Below are 14,810 nucleotides of genomic sequence, written 5' to 3' on the forward strand. Positions count from 1 at the left end.
AAAGGATGTACGCGTGGAAAACCACCTTGAGACAAAGTCTGTCTTCAAAACCATTGCTGGCAAACGGAGCAAGACCAGCATCAGTCCTTTTGATTGGGGATTAGCCGCCTTTCTGGTCATTGTCATTCTTGTCACGTTCGTACCAGTCTGGTATGCCGTTGTCGTCTCGGTCACGCCATTGGAACTGACCAAGACGGTCGGATATAACCTGTTCCTTTCTCCTCTAAACTGGTCGTTCGCAGCCTATACCCAGCTATTCAGTCAGGACTCATTTTTGCAGGCACTGTGGAATAGCGTGGTGCTGACCTCTATGGCCATCGTCGTCAATATGATTTTAACCACGCTCACCGCGTATGGGCTCATCTTTAAAGATCTGCCCGGGCGCAATCTGATGCTCACATTGATTCTGTTCACCTTTCTCTTTAACGCTGGATTGGTTCCGACCTATATTCTGGTAAAAAACTTGAATCTGCTCGACAGCTACCTGGCTATCATATTACCCAACGCTGTCAGTGTGTATAACATGCTGGTCATGAGAGCATTTTTCCAGAATATTCCGGCCAGTTTACGAGAATCAGCCATTGTGGATGGGGCCAACGAATTTCAAGTACTCTGGCGCATAGTGCTACCGCTCTCCAAGCCAATCCTGCTCACAATTGGCCTCTTTTACGCGGTTACGCAATGGAATGACTTCTTCAATCCAATTCTCTATCTGAGCAACAACGACTTAATGCCGTTGCCAGTGCTCCTGCGCAATATCCTGACCGCGGGCAACATCAATGATTATGTTGAGATCAACTCACTATTCACTGCGCCACAAGATGCGCTCAAAATGGCTGCCGTCATTCTGACGATGTTGCCCATGCTAGCCGTCTATCCCTGGATTCAGCGCCACTTCACCAAAGGAGTGCTGGTAGGGTCTGTCAAGGAGTAAGGAGGAAAGTTGCATGAAAAGCTTTTGTCCCTGTAGCGCGTTATACGGTCAATATCAACTTCGTTGTTATTTTTCGTCTCTTGATCCACAGATAAGTAAGGAGGAAAGTTACTCATGAGGAGTAATTTCGTGACATTCAAGCCAATCACATCCTTTTGTCTGCTCATCCTTTTGCTCGTCCCTCTGGCTAGTGCCTGCAAAACGAACATCGGGTCATCGTCGTCGTCGTCAAATAATGGACCGGTCGACCTGACTTTATGGACTAGCCCAGCCGCTAGCGAAGTAGGAAATCCACCGGCAAACTGGTTCCTCACCAAAGACGTCCATGATAAGTTGAATATTAACCTGAAAGTCACCCTTTTGCCTAATGGTGATGATGGTGATACAAAAATGAATGCCGCCGCCGCCGCTAATGCGCTGCCAGACGTCTTTCAGGTACCCTCCAATAACAATATTTTCTTACAATGGGTCAAACAGGGATTGATTGCACCCGTCGATAGCCTGTTGCCTATGATGCCAGGGCGCACCAAAGATCGCTACAGCGATCCGCAGATGAAGAAAATTGCCACCATCGACGGCAAGCAGTATGTGCTCCAGGAAAAGGCCGGCTTGATTAAACGACAAGGGCTCTTTATCCGTAAGGATTGGCTGGACAAGCTGGGATTAAAGGAGCCTAAGACTCTGGACGATTTCTATAATGTCGCCGAAGCCTTTACGACTAAAGATCCTGATGGCGACGGCAAAAATGACACCTATGGATTCGGGGGAACTACTGGCGTCGCTAGTGTGGGATTGGGCGGTAGCTGGCAAGCGTTCTTTGGGGCTTATGGGTTGCCTGGTACCTGGAACTTTAATACGCCTGGGAAAATAAACCTGAGCTTACGTGATCCTGGGTATCTGAAGGCAGTCCAATTTCTACACAAGATGGCAGCAAGCAAGCTTATAGATCCGACCTGGCCGACCATGAGCACGGATGACTTCCGCGCGGCCTGGAAACAGCAGGGCAAATATGGCATCATGTCAGAAGATTTCTGTGCTGCGATCTGTGAGGCTAACTATAAACCATTTGATACAAACTTCCCCAATGGTGTATGGGAACCACTGGCACCACCACAGGGTCCGGATGGAAAATCTTTTCTGGGCTCTTACACGAATGTCGGTTTGCGTATCGCGGTCTCAAAGAAAGCCATGGATGCAGGCAAAGGTCCTGCAATTGCGAAATTCTTAGAGTGGACGAATACTGGTGAAGGCTATTATGAAACGGCCTTTGGTCAGAAAGGTGTTCATTACAAATTGGATGCCCAGGGTAATGTGACCGGAGAAGGAGTGCCAGTTCCTTTCGCCTCACATGAAGCGGCTCCCCTTAATCAACTTCGTTTCCTGGTATACAAAAACACTCCCTCGGAACTGAAAGCGAGGTACAACAGTCATAAAACGAAGAGTGGCAGGATCATTGATCCAATCCAAATCCACGATACGATTGCATCATTTCCCTGGCAAGATCAAACGCCTGCATTTGTGATCCAACCAGCATCCAATCAGGCAGACATCAATCGTTATGTAGATGAGAACCTGGTTCAGTTTATCACTGGCCAGAAACCACTCAATGATGGAAGCTGGAACAGCTTTATCAAAGGACTTGATGGTCTCAATGTTTCGGATTGGGAGGCACAGGCAAATAAAGAACTCAAAGACCAGGGCCTTCTCTAAGGAACAGACAAGGTAGCTCTTTAAGAGCTGCATTGGTCTCAGTAGCCGACAGCTTGTCTAGCTGTCGGCTACTGACTGAAACAACTGTGTGTTACCAAAGTATGCATAAAGCGTGTCTGAAAACCATACGGTTCGCGCCTGCGGCCCTTGATAATTCGCACCTTCGGTGCTCAAAATGTCTTTTATTCGTTGATGCAACACGGTCGCTGTGCGACCGTGTTGCATCAACGAATAAAAAAATGGCTCGGGCGTTTAGCTTCCCATAGTGGTGGGATTCAGACACATTCATAAATAGAAGAGGAACATTTCTATGTCACGTTATCGAGCTGCCATTATTGGAACTGGTGGAATTGCAGGCAATCATATCAAAGCACTTCACGATCTAAAGGATCGGGTAGAAGTTGTTGCTGCGGTGGATGTTGTTCGTGATCGGGTAGAGGAGTACAGCAAGAAAAATGGTATTCCGCGTTATTATACTGATGCAGGAGAAATGCTCGAAAAAGAACATCCCGACCTTGTCCATATCGCCACGCCACCAAATATTCATTATCAGCTGATCATCCAGGCGTTGCAGGCAGGAGCTTCTGTCCTCTGTGAGAAGCCGATGTGCACCTCATTGGCCGAACTGGATCATATTGCGGCGGTCGAACAGCAAACTGGCAATTTTTGCAGTAGCGTCTTCCAGTGGCGTTTTGGATCAAGGGGTCAGCACTTCAAACAACTGATTCGGGAAGAGGCTTTAGGCCGTCCTCTGGTCGGCATCTGCCAGACTACCTGGTTTCGCAATGCCGCCTATTACGAAGTGCCCTGGCGTGGTAAATGGTCAACTGAAGGTGGCGGCCCCACTATGGGACACGGTATTCACGCGATGGATCTGTTCTTATGGCTGCTGGGAGACTGGCAAGAAGTCAGTGCTTTCACAGGCACTCTTGACCGCGCCATTGAAGTAGAGGATGTCTCGCTCGCTATGGTCCGCTTCAAGAATCGCGCAATGGGCAGCATTGTCAATAGCGTCTTATCGCCTCGCCAGGAAACGTATCTGCGCTTTGATTTCCAGAAAGCTACCGTAGAATTGACCGGGCTCTATAGCTATACGAATGAGAACTGGCGTTTCACACAGCCCGATGGGCAGGACGATGCAGCTGTCACGACGCGGTGGAACGAGTTGACGCTCAATCTTGCCTCATCCCACAAATCCCAGTTAAGCCAGCTCCTGGATAGCCTTGATCATCAGCAGAGGCCATTATCCAGCACGCCGGATATCCGGCCGACGCTGGATTTTCTCACAAGTATCTATAAATCTGCCGCGACGGGACAGATTGTGCAGCGGGGCTCTATCGTTGCAGGCGATCCATTTTATGATCATGTCAGCGGCACCGGACTGCAGAAAGCATAACTGGTTATGAATACGATCCAGAAGGTTGAGGTTTTCTCGATCTCCTTGCCCGTGACACAGACCTTTCGTTTTTCTTCTGGTACCGCGGGCTCGGCCGGTGGTACCGCCTCCATTGCTCTGGTCAAGTTGACCGATAGTGGAGGCAATGTTGGTTGGGGCGAGGGTCGCCCCATGCCGCAATGGTCCTATGAAACCATCGAATCGGTCACAAGCACGATCCGCACTTATCTGGGTCCTGCCATTCTCGGTTTGGACATCACGGATCGCTGGGGATTGCATCAGCGTATGCAAAGCGTGATTGGCCGGGGTCCCAGCACAGGCATGCCGGTCGCCAGGGCGGCTCTCGACATGGCGGTCCATGATCTCTGCGCTCGCAATGCGGGAATCCCTTTGCGAAATTACCTGGGTGGCGGTAGCCAGCGTAATACCGTCGAACTCAGCTACACGCTTACTTCGCATGATGTCGAGTCGGTGAAGAAAGAGATCATAGCAGCCAAAGAAAAGGGCTTTCGCCACTTTAACTTCAAAGCTGCCGTGACATCTGAAACCGACCAGGCTCTTGCTCGAGCGATTCGGCAGACCGCCGGACCAGATGCGTTTGTCTGGGCGGATGCCAATCAGGGATTGCAACCGCACGAAGCACTAACGCTCGCACGCAGCTTTGCCGATGCTGGCGTTAACGTGCTGGAACAGCCATTTCCCGCGGACCAGTTACAGCTTATGCGGCGTTTGCGACAGCAATGTCCTGTTCCTCTGGCCATCGATGAGGCCAGTGTCAGTGCCGCCGATTTCTTTCAGTATGCCGCCGAGGGGCTGGTTGATTACCTTGTCATCAAGGTCACGCGCAGCGGAGGAATCTGGCCGTCCCTGCAACAGATAGCTGTCGCCGCTTCCGCAGGTCTGCCCTTGCTTGTCAGCGGTTTGACGGACAGTTTGCTAACCAAAATGGCTGTCTGTCAACTGGCGGTCGTATTCGGGCATCATGGACCAGCCGCTCTGAATGGCAGCCAGTTTCTGGATGAGTCCGCGCTCTATCCAAACAAAGCTGAGATTGAATTTGATGGAGCTGTGCATCTGGGAATGCAACCCGGCATCGGGGTGCAGCCAAGACAAGAGGCATTGGAATCCGCTTAAACAAAGGATAATGTATATATGAAGACAACCCTGACCCATACGCTTCATGATGCAATTGAAGTGTCTTATCAAGGACAGACACTGTTCAAATATGTCTATGAATCTAAGAATCCAGCGCGCGAGTCACCCAGGCCCTATTTTCACCCGTTGAAGACGCTGGCAGGCAACGAGTTGAGCCTGTTTCGTCCTCATGATCACCTGTGGCATATCGGCCTGACCATGTGTATTGCCAATATCGAAGGAGAGAATTTCTGGGGTGGGCCGACATATACGCGCGAGAAGCAGGGCTATGTTCAGCTTGAGAATAACGGACGCATACAGCATGTCGACTGGCAAGAAGTAAGCAATGATGAGAAGGTACGCTGTAGCGAACAGCTACAATGGGTGACTCAAGCAGGAGAGACATGGTTTAAGGAAGAGCGCCACATCGTCGTGAGCGAGATTAATCCCGAAGCTGGCTATTGGAGTCTGGATCTGGCCTTTCGCCTGACCAATGTCACGCAACGACCACTTGCTTTTGGTTCGCCAACCACTGAAGGCCGGCCCGACGCTGGCTATGGCAGCCTGTTCTGGCGTGGGCCGCGCTCGTTCCTACACGGAAAAATCCTGGGAGCAGACGGCCTGGAGGGTCCAGAAAGTATGGGCAAGCGAGCACCCTGGCTGGCATTTAGTGGCAAACATGACAGCAACCAGGAACAATCCACCATCTTGTTTGTAGACCAACCGGAAAATCCCCGCTATCCCAACAAATGGTTTGTGCGCAATGATCCATACGCATGTATCAGCTGCTCGTTTATGTATGATGAATATTATACCCTGCAGCCGGGCAAAGATCTGGTGCTCAACTACCACGTCATGCTAGGCAACGGCGAATGGTCACGGTCTGAGCTAGAGAAATACGTAGCACAAAAACAATCTCAAAGGTAAAAGAGGTGAAGATAAACAGAGAAGGGCTACCGGTAGTATTTGTCGGTAGCCCTTCCCTTTTAAGAGGGAACCGACGGGCATCGGATTATCTCGAACGCACCCCGCTTACTAAACGAAAAGCCTACAAAGGGCAACGAGTAGCAGCCACGCTGCATTTAATACTGCTCTCCTGGACAACGGCCCTACTTTCTAGATCATACCATATTTTCTGTAACCCCGGTTTTATGGCAATCCCAGCTATTAAAAAGTCAGAGACGAGCAAACAACAACGAAAGAGCCTGCTGAGGGATATCAACCAGCCGGGCCGATGATGTGTTTGCATGTGGGGCAGTAGACCTGCCCCATCGCTTGCATGGTGCAATTTATTTCAGCGCACCGCCGGTCAGTCCTTGGACCAGATGTTTTTGCGCATAGATGCCGATGGCAACAGGGACAATGATGATCATTGTCGCCAATGCGGAGACTTTTGCCAGGAATAGCCCCTCGTTACTGGTAAAGGCCGCAACCATGATCGGCAAGGTGGGTGAGTTTGTGTAGGTCAGTGTTACAGCAAAGAAGAAATCGTTCCAGGCGAAAATGATGGAAAGAAGTGCCGCCGCAGCCAGTCCAGGAGCAGCCATGGGTATGACGACCCTCACGATCGTTTGCAACGTCGAGCAACCGTCCAGCCAGGCACCTTCTAGCACCTCCTTCGGCAGATCCAGAAAGTACGAACGAGCCATCCAGATAATCAGCGGCAGGTTCATGGCCGTATAGACTACAATCAATATGAAAAGATTGTCTAACAAGTTCAGACGCGTAATGATCACATATAATGGGACAAGGATGGCCGCAAATGGCATAAAGCGTGTAGAAAGGACAAAGAAGAGCATGTCATTGGAAGACTTCTGCGACATCACGAAAACCATGGCATATGCGGCAGGAATTCCTAGCACCAGGGCCAGGGCAGTCGATACCAGGGAAGCCACCAGGCTATTGAACAGATAGGCAGCGAAACCGGAAGAGAGCGCTAACCCGAACTGATCAAGCGTTGGTTGGAAGAGTAATGTTGGCGGGATCGTAATGGCGGCAACTTCTGTCTTAAACGCGGTCAGAATCATCCACAGGACTGGAAAGACCAGTAAAAAAACCAGAACATAGGTCAGAACTGTCCAGGCTACCTGGGACCATTTGAATGTAGATACGACGCCCATGAATCAGCTCCTTTCAGTTATAAGTTGTAACATGCCCCTGGCGGCAAAGATGGCCACGATCACGCCGATAACCCCAAGGGTTGCTGCCTGCCCAATCTGAAACGAACTCAACGCCGTGCGGTAAGTGTAGTAGGGAAGAGTATTAGTTGCCAGCCCGGGTCCCCCTGCCGTGGTCACGTAAATCTCAGCAAATGTCTGGAAAATAAAGATAGTGCCGAACAGGAGGGCTATCTCATAAGCTTTGCGCAACAAGGGAAAAACGACGCGCCAGAACAGTGTGAAAACGCTCGCGCCATCAACACGCGCGGCCTCTAAAATCTCTCCCGGAATGGCCTGAAGGCCCGCAAGAATAACGAGCATCACGAAAGGGGTCCATTCCCAGGCAACGATGAATATAATACTTTGCAACGGAATAGTCGAAAACCAGGAGACAGCAGGTAAACCGACAAGTTGAAAGCCCCAGTTCACCAACCCGGAGGAAGAACTCAGAAAGAGATTTTTCCATATCAGCACCATCACTGAAGGGGTGGCTAAAAATGGAATTGTGGCAACGGCCCGCAGGACACTTCTCCCCCAGAGCGGACGATTTAGGAGTAGCGCAAAGATCGTACCCGTAATAAGGGCTAGAATAATCGCCCCGGCTACTAACTCCAGGGTGTTACCCATAATAGGCCAGAAGTTCGGATCGTGGAAGAACTCTGTGCTATAGTTTGACAGGCCAACCAAGGGAAATCCTTCAGACGGCACCAGCAGGTTCCATGCATGCAGGCTAAACCACACTACCAGCAGAAAAGGAATCTGTGTCAATACGATCATATATATAAGTGCAGGAAAGTGAAACCACCGGCCTCCTCGTCGCCGCCTCTCATCGGCAGGAACTTTGTTCCTCTGCACCTGCGGCAACGGAGGTACCTGAAACGTTTGGTCTATCTGACTCATGGCACAACCTTTCTTCTCTTCTTCGCAATCAAGCTACCTCGGACATGATAGAAGCTGACCGATAGAAGGGGAGGCTGCCAATCTGGTAAAAGATAGCAGCCTCCCTCGGTCCCTATCGGAAGTTGGGAGCTAGCTAGTATCCTGATGCGTTGCTCTTGTTTACCTGGGACGACAGGATCTGATCAGATTGCTGAAGTGCCTGACTGACGGGCATTTTTCCGGCGATGACTGCTGACATCAGTTCACTCACCTGCTGACCGGCTGACTCAAATTGTGGAATACCCACATACTGAACGCCATGGTAAGGGACCGGGTTAAGCGTGGGATGATCTGGTGTCGCGGTATTAATCGAGTCGAGCGTGATCTGGGAAAAAGGCGCGGCCTTTTGATAGTCGGGATTCTTGTAAATTGAGGTACGTGTGCCTGGAGGTACGTTGGCCCAGCCAAACGTCTTGCCGGCTAAGGTCAGATACTTATAACTGGTTGCCCACGTGATGAATTGGAACGCGGCGTCCTTGTTACGGCTGGAGTTGACGAGGCCCAGAGACCAGGCCCAGAGCCAATGGCTACCATTAACCGTCGTTGCTGTCGGAGCATAGGCATAGCCGATATGTCCGGCAACCGTGGACTGGGAAGGCGTTTCCAGTACGCCGCCAAAGGAGGTAGCGTCATAGAACATCGCACCCTTACCTTGTGTCATCAAGTTTACGCATTCTTGCCAGCCAGAGGTAGAAGCACCAGGCTCTCCATACTTCTGCAAGAGATTCGCATACATTGTCACTGCCTGCTGCACCGGCGGTGTAGAAAGCTGAGGCTGCCAATTGTTATTAAACCAGCTACCACCGTACGTATTAATCACCGTATTAAGCGGTGCCAGGTTCATTCCCCAGCCAGACTGACCACGTAACAGAATGCCAGCAACATTATGTGACGGATCATTGAGTTGCTGGGCGAATTGAGCAATCTGGTTCCAGGTGGGATGCAGTGGCATGGTGAGGTGGTGTTGCGCGAAGATGTCCTTATTATACATTATCATACTGCTCTCACCATAGAACGGCACAGCGTAGGGGTGTCCCTGATAGGAGAGAGTAGACATGATCGGCTTGAGCAGATCATTATAATTATAGTCTTGCTTATCTGAAGCGGACATCTTGTCGAAATAAGGGGTCAGGTCTTGAAGCCAGCCATTGTGCGCCCAGATAGGCGTCTCATAGTTTCCAATGGTTGCGATGTCAAATTTTCCGGCATTCGAAGCAACATCCTGAGTTACCTTCGAACGCAGATCGTTTTCGGGTAGAGTCACGAAGTTGATCTTGATGTTAGGATGGTCCTTTTCAAAGACCTGCTTCGTCAGTTGCTCCATCTGTACCATTTGCGAGTTATTGACAGTGGCCACAGTCAGGGTCGTGGTAGAGGATGAGGATTGCGATGGAGAACAGGCTGCTAGCATAGAGAGCAGCAACGCAATGCCTGCGATAAATGTGACTATTCGTGCAATACACTTCATTGTATTCTCTCCTTGTCAGATGCCTCGTCAATGCTGGAAAAATAGAACAGTCATCCATAGCCGTGAATGGAAAAGAGTAGATTGAAAGCCTATATTGAAAAGTAAGTATAGGCATATCTTTGTGACTTACCCGTTTGGTAGCACCTGTGTTTTCACGCCGACGCCTCGCTTCACCATATCAAGCGCCTGTGGAAATTCATCAAGGGGACGCGTCTCGGTGAGAAATGCTGCGGTGGTGATCGCCCCGTTACTGATAAGATCCAAAGCTGCCTGGAAAGAGTAGAGAACAGCCATCGAGCCGATGACAGTTATTTCATCGTTATAGATGCGAAAGGGTGAGAGGGAGACACGCGCTTCTTCAGGGGCAACTCCGAAGATCATCAGTTTGCCACCACGCTTGACGGCATTAAATGCCCCCTCGATGGCCGGGGCGATGCCAGTTGCGTCGATAACACAATCGAAGCCGAGCGGTTCTTCTACAAGTAACGTCCCCATATCGGTATAAGTTGATGTTGCCCCCAACTTCCTGGCCCGTTCCAGGCGCTGAGTATTCAGATCGACCACCGCTACGCTAGTGATGCCTCCGCGCAACGCGAGCTGTAAAAGGAGCAATCCCATTGTCCCTGCCCCTACTATGAGCAGGGTGTCTCCCAGCCTGGGCGAAAGGCGGTGAATGCCGTGCACAGCACAAGAGATCGGCTCGATAAGAGCGGCCTCGCGGAAAGAAATAGAGTCTGGCAAAACATAGGCATTAGCCGCAGGAACAGCAACATACTCCGCAAAGGCACCATTGACCGTATCACCAATCGCACCCCAGTTTAAGCAGAGATTCCCATGTCCAGTGCGGCAGAAAATACAATGACCGCAGAACAAAGAAGGATCAATTGCTACCCGGGTACCAATTGCTATGTTTGTCTTCTGCGTACCAATCCCTTGTGGGACATCACTGCCGATAGCCACAACCTCGCCTGAAAATTCGTGTCCGGGCACAATCGGGTAGGGAGACGGAGGAAATTCGCCGGCGGCGATATGCAGATCGGTGCCACAGATGCCACAAGCACCAACGCGAACAATGAGTTCATATGGCCGGGGTGTTGGATCAAGAACACTGCCTACACGTATTTCACCAGGTTTTTCAATAATAGCTGCGCGCATTACGATAGCTCCTTTCAATTGCAAGAATAAACACGCCTATCGAAAATGAGTCAACAATGACTGGCTTTCCTGAATGTAAACATCAGCTAATATGTTCTTTATAGAACAAAATATATTCCATAAAGAACATACTAACAGATAATTTGTTGGAATGCAAACAAACAAATATGCTCCTTTGCTTTTTGAGGCCAGATATGTTACTATTTACACTATGTAAATCTGTTAGAAACAGAGCAACTGATGCTCTGAAAAGTTTTTTTATTGAACATTGCTGATAATGATTCGATCATACACTGTTGACAGAAAAAGTCCTCTCACCTCAGAGAAGAAAGGTGTTCGTCACCTCTACGTTCTTCTTCCAAACACCGACACTCACATGAAGAGCTCAGGTTTTCGAATCAGCAATTACCGAAAAGGAGAGAGTTCATGGGAATAAGGCAATCGAATGCAGTAGAGAGGCAGAAACAACTCGTCGCATTGCTCAAAGCGAATGGAAGTTGTTCTATCGCGGAGATGAGTCGCGTCCTTGATGTGACACCGATGACCATCCGACGCGATCTTCACTTTCTGGCGGACAAGCAGATTGTACAGGTAGAACATGGCTTCGCACGCTTCGTTGCATCGACTCAGATCGAACCTAACTTTGCTATCCGTGTGCAGAAACATTTTATGGAAAAGCAGGCCATTGGACGGCACGCCACGGAACTCTTTGTTGAAGAGGGCGATGTCATTGGTATAGATAGTGGAAGCACCGCGACAGAGGTTGCGGCCCACTTACCTGATGTGCGGCTGACGATTGTGACACATTCTCTTGCCGTAGCAAATATGGTAGCAAAGAACAGTCTCTACCAACTTATCATGCTCGGTGGAATCTTCCATCGTAGTTCACAGTGTTTCTATGGCTCCCAGGTCATTGCAGAATTGCATAAATTGCACCTCAATAAACTGTTTCTTGCTGCCAGTGGTTTACTCATCCCAGAGGGGGTATCGTCGAGCGATTTGCCTGATGCAGAGGTCAAGCAAGCTTTGATTGGTTCTTCACGTCAGGTGATTCTTTGTATGGATAGCTCAAAAATAGGCCAGACTTTTCTCGCTCGTTTTGCTTCGTTAGAGCGTATTCATACACTGGTAACAGATGATAAAATTACGGACACAGGTAAAGAAGCACTACAACAGTATAATTTGCAGGTTGTTGTGGCACCTACACATATAGAGCAGCAGGCTAAGTTGATCTAGGATTATGGCCACAATGAGTGGAGCCAGCGTCTTCCATTCTTCCTCGCTGAGATCGCTTGGATACGCTTGCCTGCGCATACAATATAATGACCCTAAGATTTCAGACAAAATTTGTGAGGGTTGGAAGAGAAACACACACACATGCAAAAGCAGAAACGGAAGCAATATACGGCAGCATTTAAAGCCAAGGTCGTCAAAGAGATCTTGAGGGAAGAAAAAACCGTCAGCCAGCTCTCAGCGGAATATGAGATTCATTCAAGCCAGCTCTATAAATGGAGGGACCAAGCGTTAGCTGGCTTACCCGGCTTATTCGATGAGCAATCAGAAAAAGCGCTGGCCGAGAAAGAAATAGCCTGGGAACGAGAGCGGGAAGCCCTCTATGCTGAGATTGGACGATTAACCACAGAGAAACTGTGGCTGGAAAAAAAATCTCGAGCAATCTTTAAGGAGAGATGAGCTCTTGTCGCTCATTGATTGGGAAGACAAAGAACTGCCGCTGAGCACCCAGGCCAGGTTGCTTCATCTGAATCGAAGTAGCTTGTATTATCAACCGCGGCCACCATCAGCAGAAGAAGTGGCACTCAAGCATCGGATTGATGAGATTTTTACGCAATGCCCGTTCTACGGATATCGCAGAATTGCTGAGCAATTACATCGAGAAGGGCGAAGCGTCAATAAGAAAACGGTAGCAAAATATATGCAGGAGATGGGGCTGATGGCCATTTTTCCCGGCCCCAATCTTTCCAAACGTGCGCATCAGGCGGCAATCTTCCCCTATTTGCTCAGGAATCTGAAAGCCGAGGTGCCTGATCACATTTGGGGCGTTGACATCACCTACATTCGCCTGCGTGCTGGATGGATGTTTTTGGTCGCGGTTCTGGATTGGTATTCTCGCTATATTGTGAGCTGGGAGTTGGATCAAAGTCTGCGTCAGGATTTCGTGCTCTTGGCGATGCACAATGCCTTGAAACATGCCACCCCTCAGATTTGTAACTGCGATCAAGGCAGTCACTTCACCAGTACAAGCTATATCAATTTGCTCAAGGAGTATGAAGTACGTATTAGTATGGATGGAAAGGGGAGAGCACTCGACAATATTTTTACGGAATGTTTGTGGAGAACAGTCAAATATGAAGAAGTGTATGTGAAAGATTATGATAGCCCTCGCACAGCTCGTAGAGAGTTGTCTCGCTATCTCCGCTTTTACAACGAGGAACGACTTCATCAGGCACTTGATTATCAGACTCCAGCAGAACGCTACTTTTCTGGGAAACGTTCGACGTAACGTCGTCTATTTCTCTCGTGAAAAATGGGTTCAACGTAACGTTTGGCTTGGTTTTCGTAAAACGATGAAACACGTTCGCTCAGAAATGGACGATCATGCTTAAAGAAAGGAGATTTCTCTTAGGAACTCGGATTTTTCTGTCTTGACAATCTGGGTCACTGTACAACACCTCCTCAACCACGCAACCTCCTTGCTCTACTTCTTTCCTCCTATCACTGAGATTCTCCCACGTTCAGCAGGCCGCTTCCGTTTCTTTTCGGTTCCCTTCGCCTTGCACGCCTTTGCACACAGCCTCTCCGGGGAAAGTCATGGTGTTCGTTCACACGCTCGATCGTTGGTCGCGTAACGTTATGGTCACCCTACAAAGTTTCCGTATGCTCTCACAATCTCGTGCATCGTTCGTCTCCTTATCCGAACATATCGACTACAGTACCCCAGAAGGGATGCTACAACTAACCATTCTGGCAGCGTTTGCGGCTTACTTTTCTGATATGTTGGCAAAGCATACGAGCAAAGGAAAAGGCGAACGAGCAGCACAAGGGCTGTACAATGGAGATATTCCATTTGGATATCGTTCGACAGGCCCGAAATCTCCACCTGAGTTTGACCCGGACGAATACCCCGGTTTACGGATGCTGGGCGAGCTTCGCATGAAAGGAGTAGAAGCAGAGAAGATAGCCGACACATTGAATGAGGCTAGCTATCGTACAGGAAGTAAGCGTTTTGGTGAAAGGCTGTTTACTGGCGACACAGTAACTGCGATGTTACGCAATGAATTTTATGCAGAGTACGAGCCGGGAAGCGGCTATGGAACAGTGAAATACAAAGATCAAAGATTTCGCGGCCTCCACCTATCAGCGTTTACATATGATGAGTGGCAGAAAATCAGGGCTATTACCAAGTCTATGAGCCGAGCCAGCACTCGCACTGAACACGTGAAACGAGTTTATGAATTTGCAGGCTATATTGCGTGTATCCATTGTGGTTTTACCTCTACGCTGTGAAACCAGTAACGCCTCGAACATTCGATATAACTATTATCGAGATGCAGTGAAAACACGACGTATTCCTTGCCCCAAAGGTAGCGAGTGATTACAAAGTGTCTTATGAAACAATCAGGCGTGTTGTTCGGATGACCTTATACATGAAATCTCTACCCATTGTATGTTCCCGCAAACATATGCAAATGAAGATGCTGATGATCTTTGAAGCTTTGCGGTAGGATGCCGCTGTGGTTGTTTTTGCTCTCGATAAAGCCATGAAAAAAACAGGACACTAAGCCTGTAAAAATTCCTTTCTATGAATCGGCTTGCGGCACAAATCGCAATCCGCAATGATAGCAGTACCGATGACTCGCAGGAGCACGTATTCCACACGATAGACAGATATGTGAG

The 14,810-nt window shown here is 49.2% G+C and carries 12 protein-coding genes; 8 read left to right on the forward strand and 4 right to left on the reverse strand.

From position 1 onward, the window contains the following. The first annotated feature begins 13 nt into the window (after positions 1–13). The 5 genes from JMI88_RS06350 to JMI88_RS06370 all read left to right on the forward strand — a co-directional run bounded on the left by JMI88_RS06350 (position 14) and on the right by JMI88_RS06370 (position 6,101). Positions 14–934 (forward strand): carbohydrate ABC transporter permease, encoded by a 921-nt coding sequence (locus tag JMI88_RS06350; RefSeq protein ID WP_201360955.1) that lies wholly within the window; start codon positions 14–16, stop codon positions 932–934. A gap of 129 nt (positions 935–1,063) precedes the next feature. Beyond that, positions 1,064–2,644: an extracellular solute-binding protein gene (locus JMI88_RS06355; RefSeq protein ID WP_201360956.1), complete on the forward strand. Its 1,581-nt coding sequence runs from the start codon at positions 1,064–1,066 to the stop codon at positions 2,642–2,644. A 310-nt stretch (positions 2,645–2,954) separates the two neighbouring features. Further along, positions 2,955–4,040 (forward strand): Gfo/Idh/MocA family protein, encoded by a 1,086-nt coding sequence (locus JMI88_RS06360; RefSeq protein WP_201360957.1) that lies wholly within the window; start codon positions 2,955–2,957, stop codon positions 4,038–4,040. 6 nt (positions 4,041–4,046) lie between these two features. Next, entirely contained in the window at positions 4,047–5,174 is a 1,128-nt protein-coding gene (locus JMI88_RS06365) for a mandelate racemase/muconate lactonizing enzyme family protein (protein ID WP_201360958.1), read from the forward strand. An 18-nt stretch (positions 5,175–5,192) separates the two neighbouring features. Next, a complete protein-coding gene (locus JMI88_RS06370; protein ID WP_201360959.1) occupies positions 5,193–6,101 on the forward strand; it encodes a DUF6807 domain-containing protein in 909 nt (302 codons plus the stop codon). Positions 6,102–6,463: 362 nt separating this feature from the next. On the opposite strand, the gene JMI88_RS06375 is transcribed toward JMI88_RS06370, so the two are convergent. The 4 genes from JMI88_RS06375 to JMI88_RS06390 form a co-directional block, all read right to left on the reverse strand. Continuing rightward, positions 6,464–7,294 carry a carbohydrate ABC transporter permease gene (locus JMI88_RS06375; protein WP_201360960.1) on the reverse strand — a complete coding sequence of 277 codons (831 nt, stop codon included), beginning with the start codon at positions 7,292–7,294 and terminating at the stop codon, positions 6,464–6,466. Positions 7,295–7,297: 3 nt separating this feature from the next. Beyond that, the gene (locus tag JMI88_RS06380) at positions 7,298–8,233 is read right to left on the reverse strand and encodes a carbohydrate ABC transporter permease (protein WP_201360961.1); all 936 of its coding nucleotides are present in this window, start codon (positions 8,231–8,233) and stop codon (positions 7,298–7,300) included. Between the two features lie 133 nt (positions 8,234–8,366). Next, positions 8,367–9,740, reverse strand: a complete 1,374-nt coding sequence (locus tag JMI88_RS06385; protein ID WP_201360962.1) for an ABC transporter substrate-binding protein — start codon at positions 9,738–9,740, stop codon at positions 8,367–8,369. Between the two features lie 126 nt (positions 9,741–9,866). Continuing rightward, positions 9,867–10,895, reverse strand: a complete 1,029-nt coding sequence (locus JMI88_RS06390; RefSeq protein ID WP_201360963.1) for a zinc-dependent alcohol dehydrogenase family protein — start codon at positions 10,893–10,895, stop codon at positions 9,867–9,869. Between the two features lie 426 nt (positions 10,896–11,321). Here JMI88_RS06390 and JMI88_RS06395 point away from each other — a divergent pair, with 426 nt between their 5' ends. The 3 genes from JMI88_RS06395 to JMI88_RS06410 all read left to right on the forward strand — a co-directional run bounded on the left by JMI88_RS06395 (position 11,322) and on the right by JMI88_RS06410 (position 14,420). Next, positions 11,322–12,131: a DeoR/GlpR family DNA-binding transcription regulator gene (locus JMI88_RS06395; RefSeq protein WP_201360964.1), complete on the forward strand. Its 810-nt coding sequence runs from the start codon at positions 11,322–11,324 to the stop codon at positions 12,129–12,131. A 141-nt stretch (positions 12,132–12,272) separates the two neighbouring features. Continuing rightward, positions 12,273–13,416, forward strand: a protein-coding gene (locus JMI88_RS06405) for an IS3 family transposase (RefSeq protein ID WP_373323773.1) whose coding sequence is annotated in 2 segments (ribosomal slippage) — positions 12,273–12,560 and positions 12,562–13,416 — 1,143 coding nt in all. Because the reading frame shifts where the segments join, the coding sequence is not laid out codon by codon here. A 281-nt stretch (positions 13,417–13,697) separates the two neighbouring features. Continuing rightward, a complete protein-coding gene (locus JMI88_RS06410) occupies positions 13,698–14,420 on the forward strand; it encodes a recombinase family protein (RefSeq protein ID WP_268905970.1) in 723 nt (240 codons plus the stop codon). The last annotated feature ends 390 nt before the right edge of the window (positions 14,421–14,810 follow it).

Source organism: Dictyobacter formicarum, from assembly GCF_016587435.1.

What these genes read in the sequence shown, in the direction of transcription:
- JMI88_RS06390 (WP_201360963.1), bottom strand. Translation starts at nt 10,895, where the DNA reads ATGCGCGCAGCTATTATTGAAAAACCTGGTGAAATACGTGTAGGCAGT.
- JMI88_RS06365 (WP_201360958.1), top strand. Translation starts at nt 4,047, where the DNA reads ATGAATACGATCCAGAAGGTTGAGGTTTTCTCGATCTCCTTGCCCGTG.
- JMI88_RS06360 (WP_201360957.1), top strand. Translation starts at nt 2,955, where the DNA reads ATGTCACGTTATCGAGCTGCCATTATTGGAACTGGTGGAATTGCAGGC.
- JMI88_RS06380 (WP_201360961.1), bottom strand. Translation starts at nt 8,233, where the DNA reads ATGAGTCAGATAGACCAAACGTTTCAGGTACCTCCGTTGCCGCAGGTG.
- JMI88_RS06395 (WP_201360964.1), top strand. Translation starts at nt 11,322, where the DNA reads ATGGGAATAAGGCAATCGAATGCAGTAGAGAGGCAGAAACAACTCGTC.
- JMI88_RS06385 (WP_201360962.1), bottom strand. Translation starts at nt 9,740, where the DNA reads ATGAAGTGTATTGCACGAATAGTCACATTTATCGCAGGCATTGCGTTG.
- JMI88_RS06370 (WP_201360959.1), top strand. Translation starts at nt 5,193, where the DNA reads ATGAAGACAACCCTGACCCATACGCTTCATGATGCAATTGAAGTGTCT.
- JMI88_RS06375 (WP_201360960.1), bottom strand. Translation starts at nt 7,294, where the DNA reads ATGGGCGTCGTATCTACATTCAAATGGTCCCAGGTAGCCTGGACAGTT.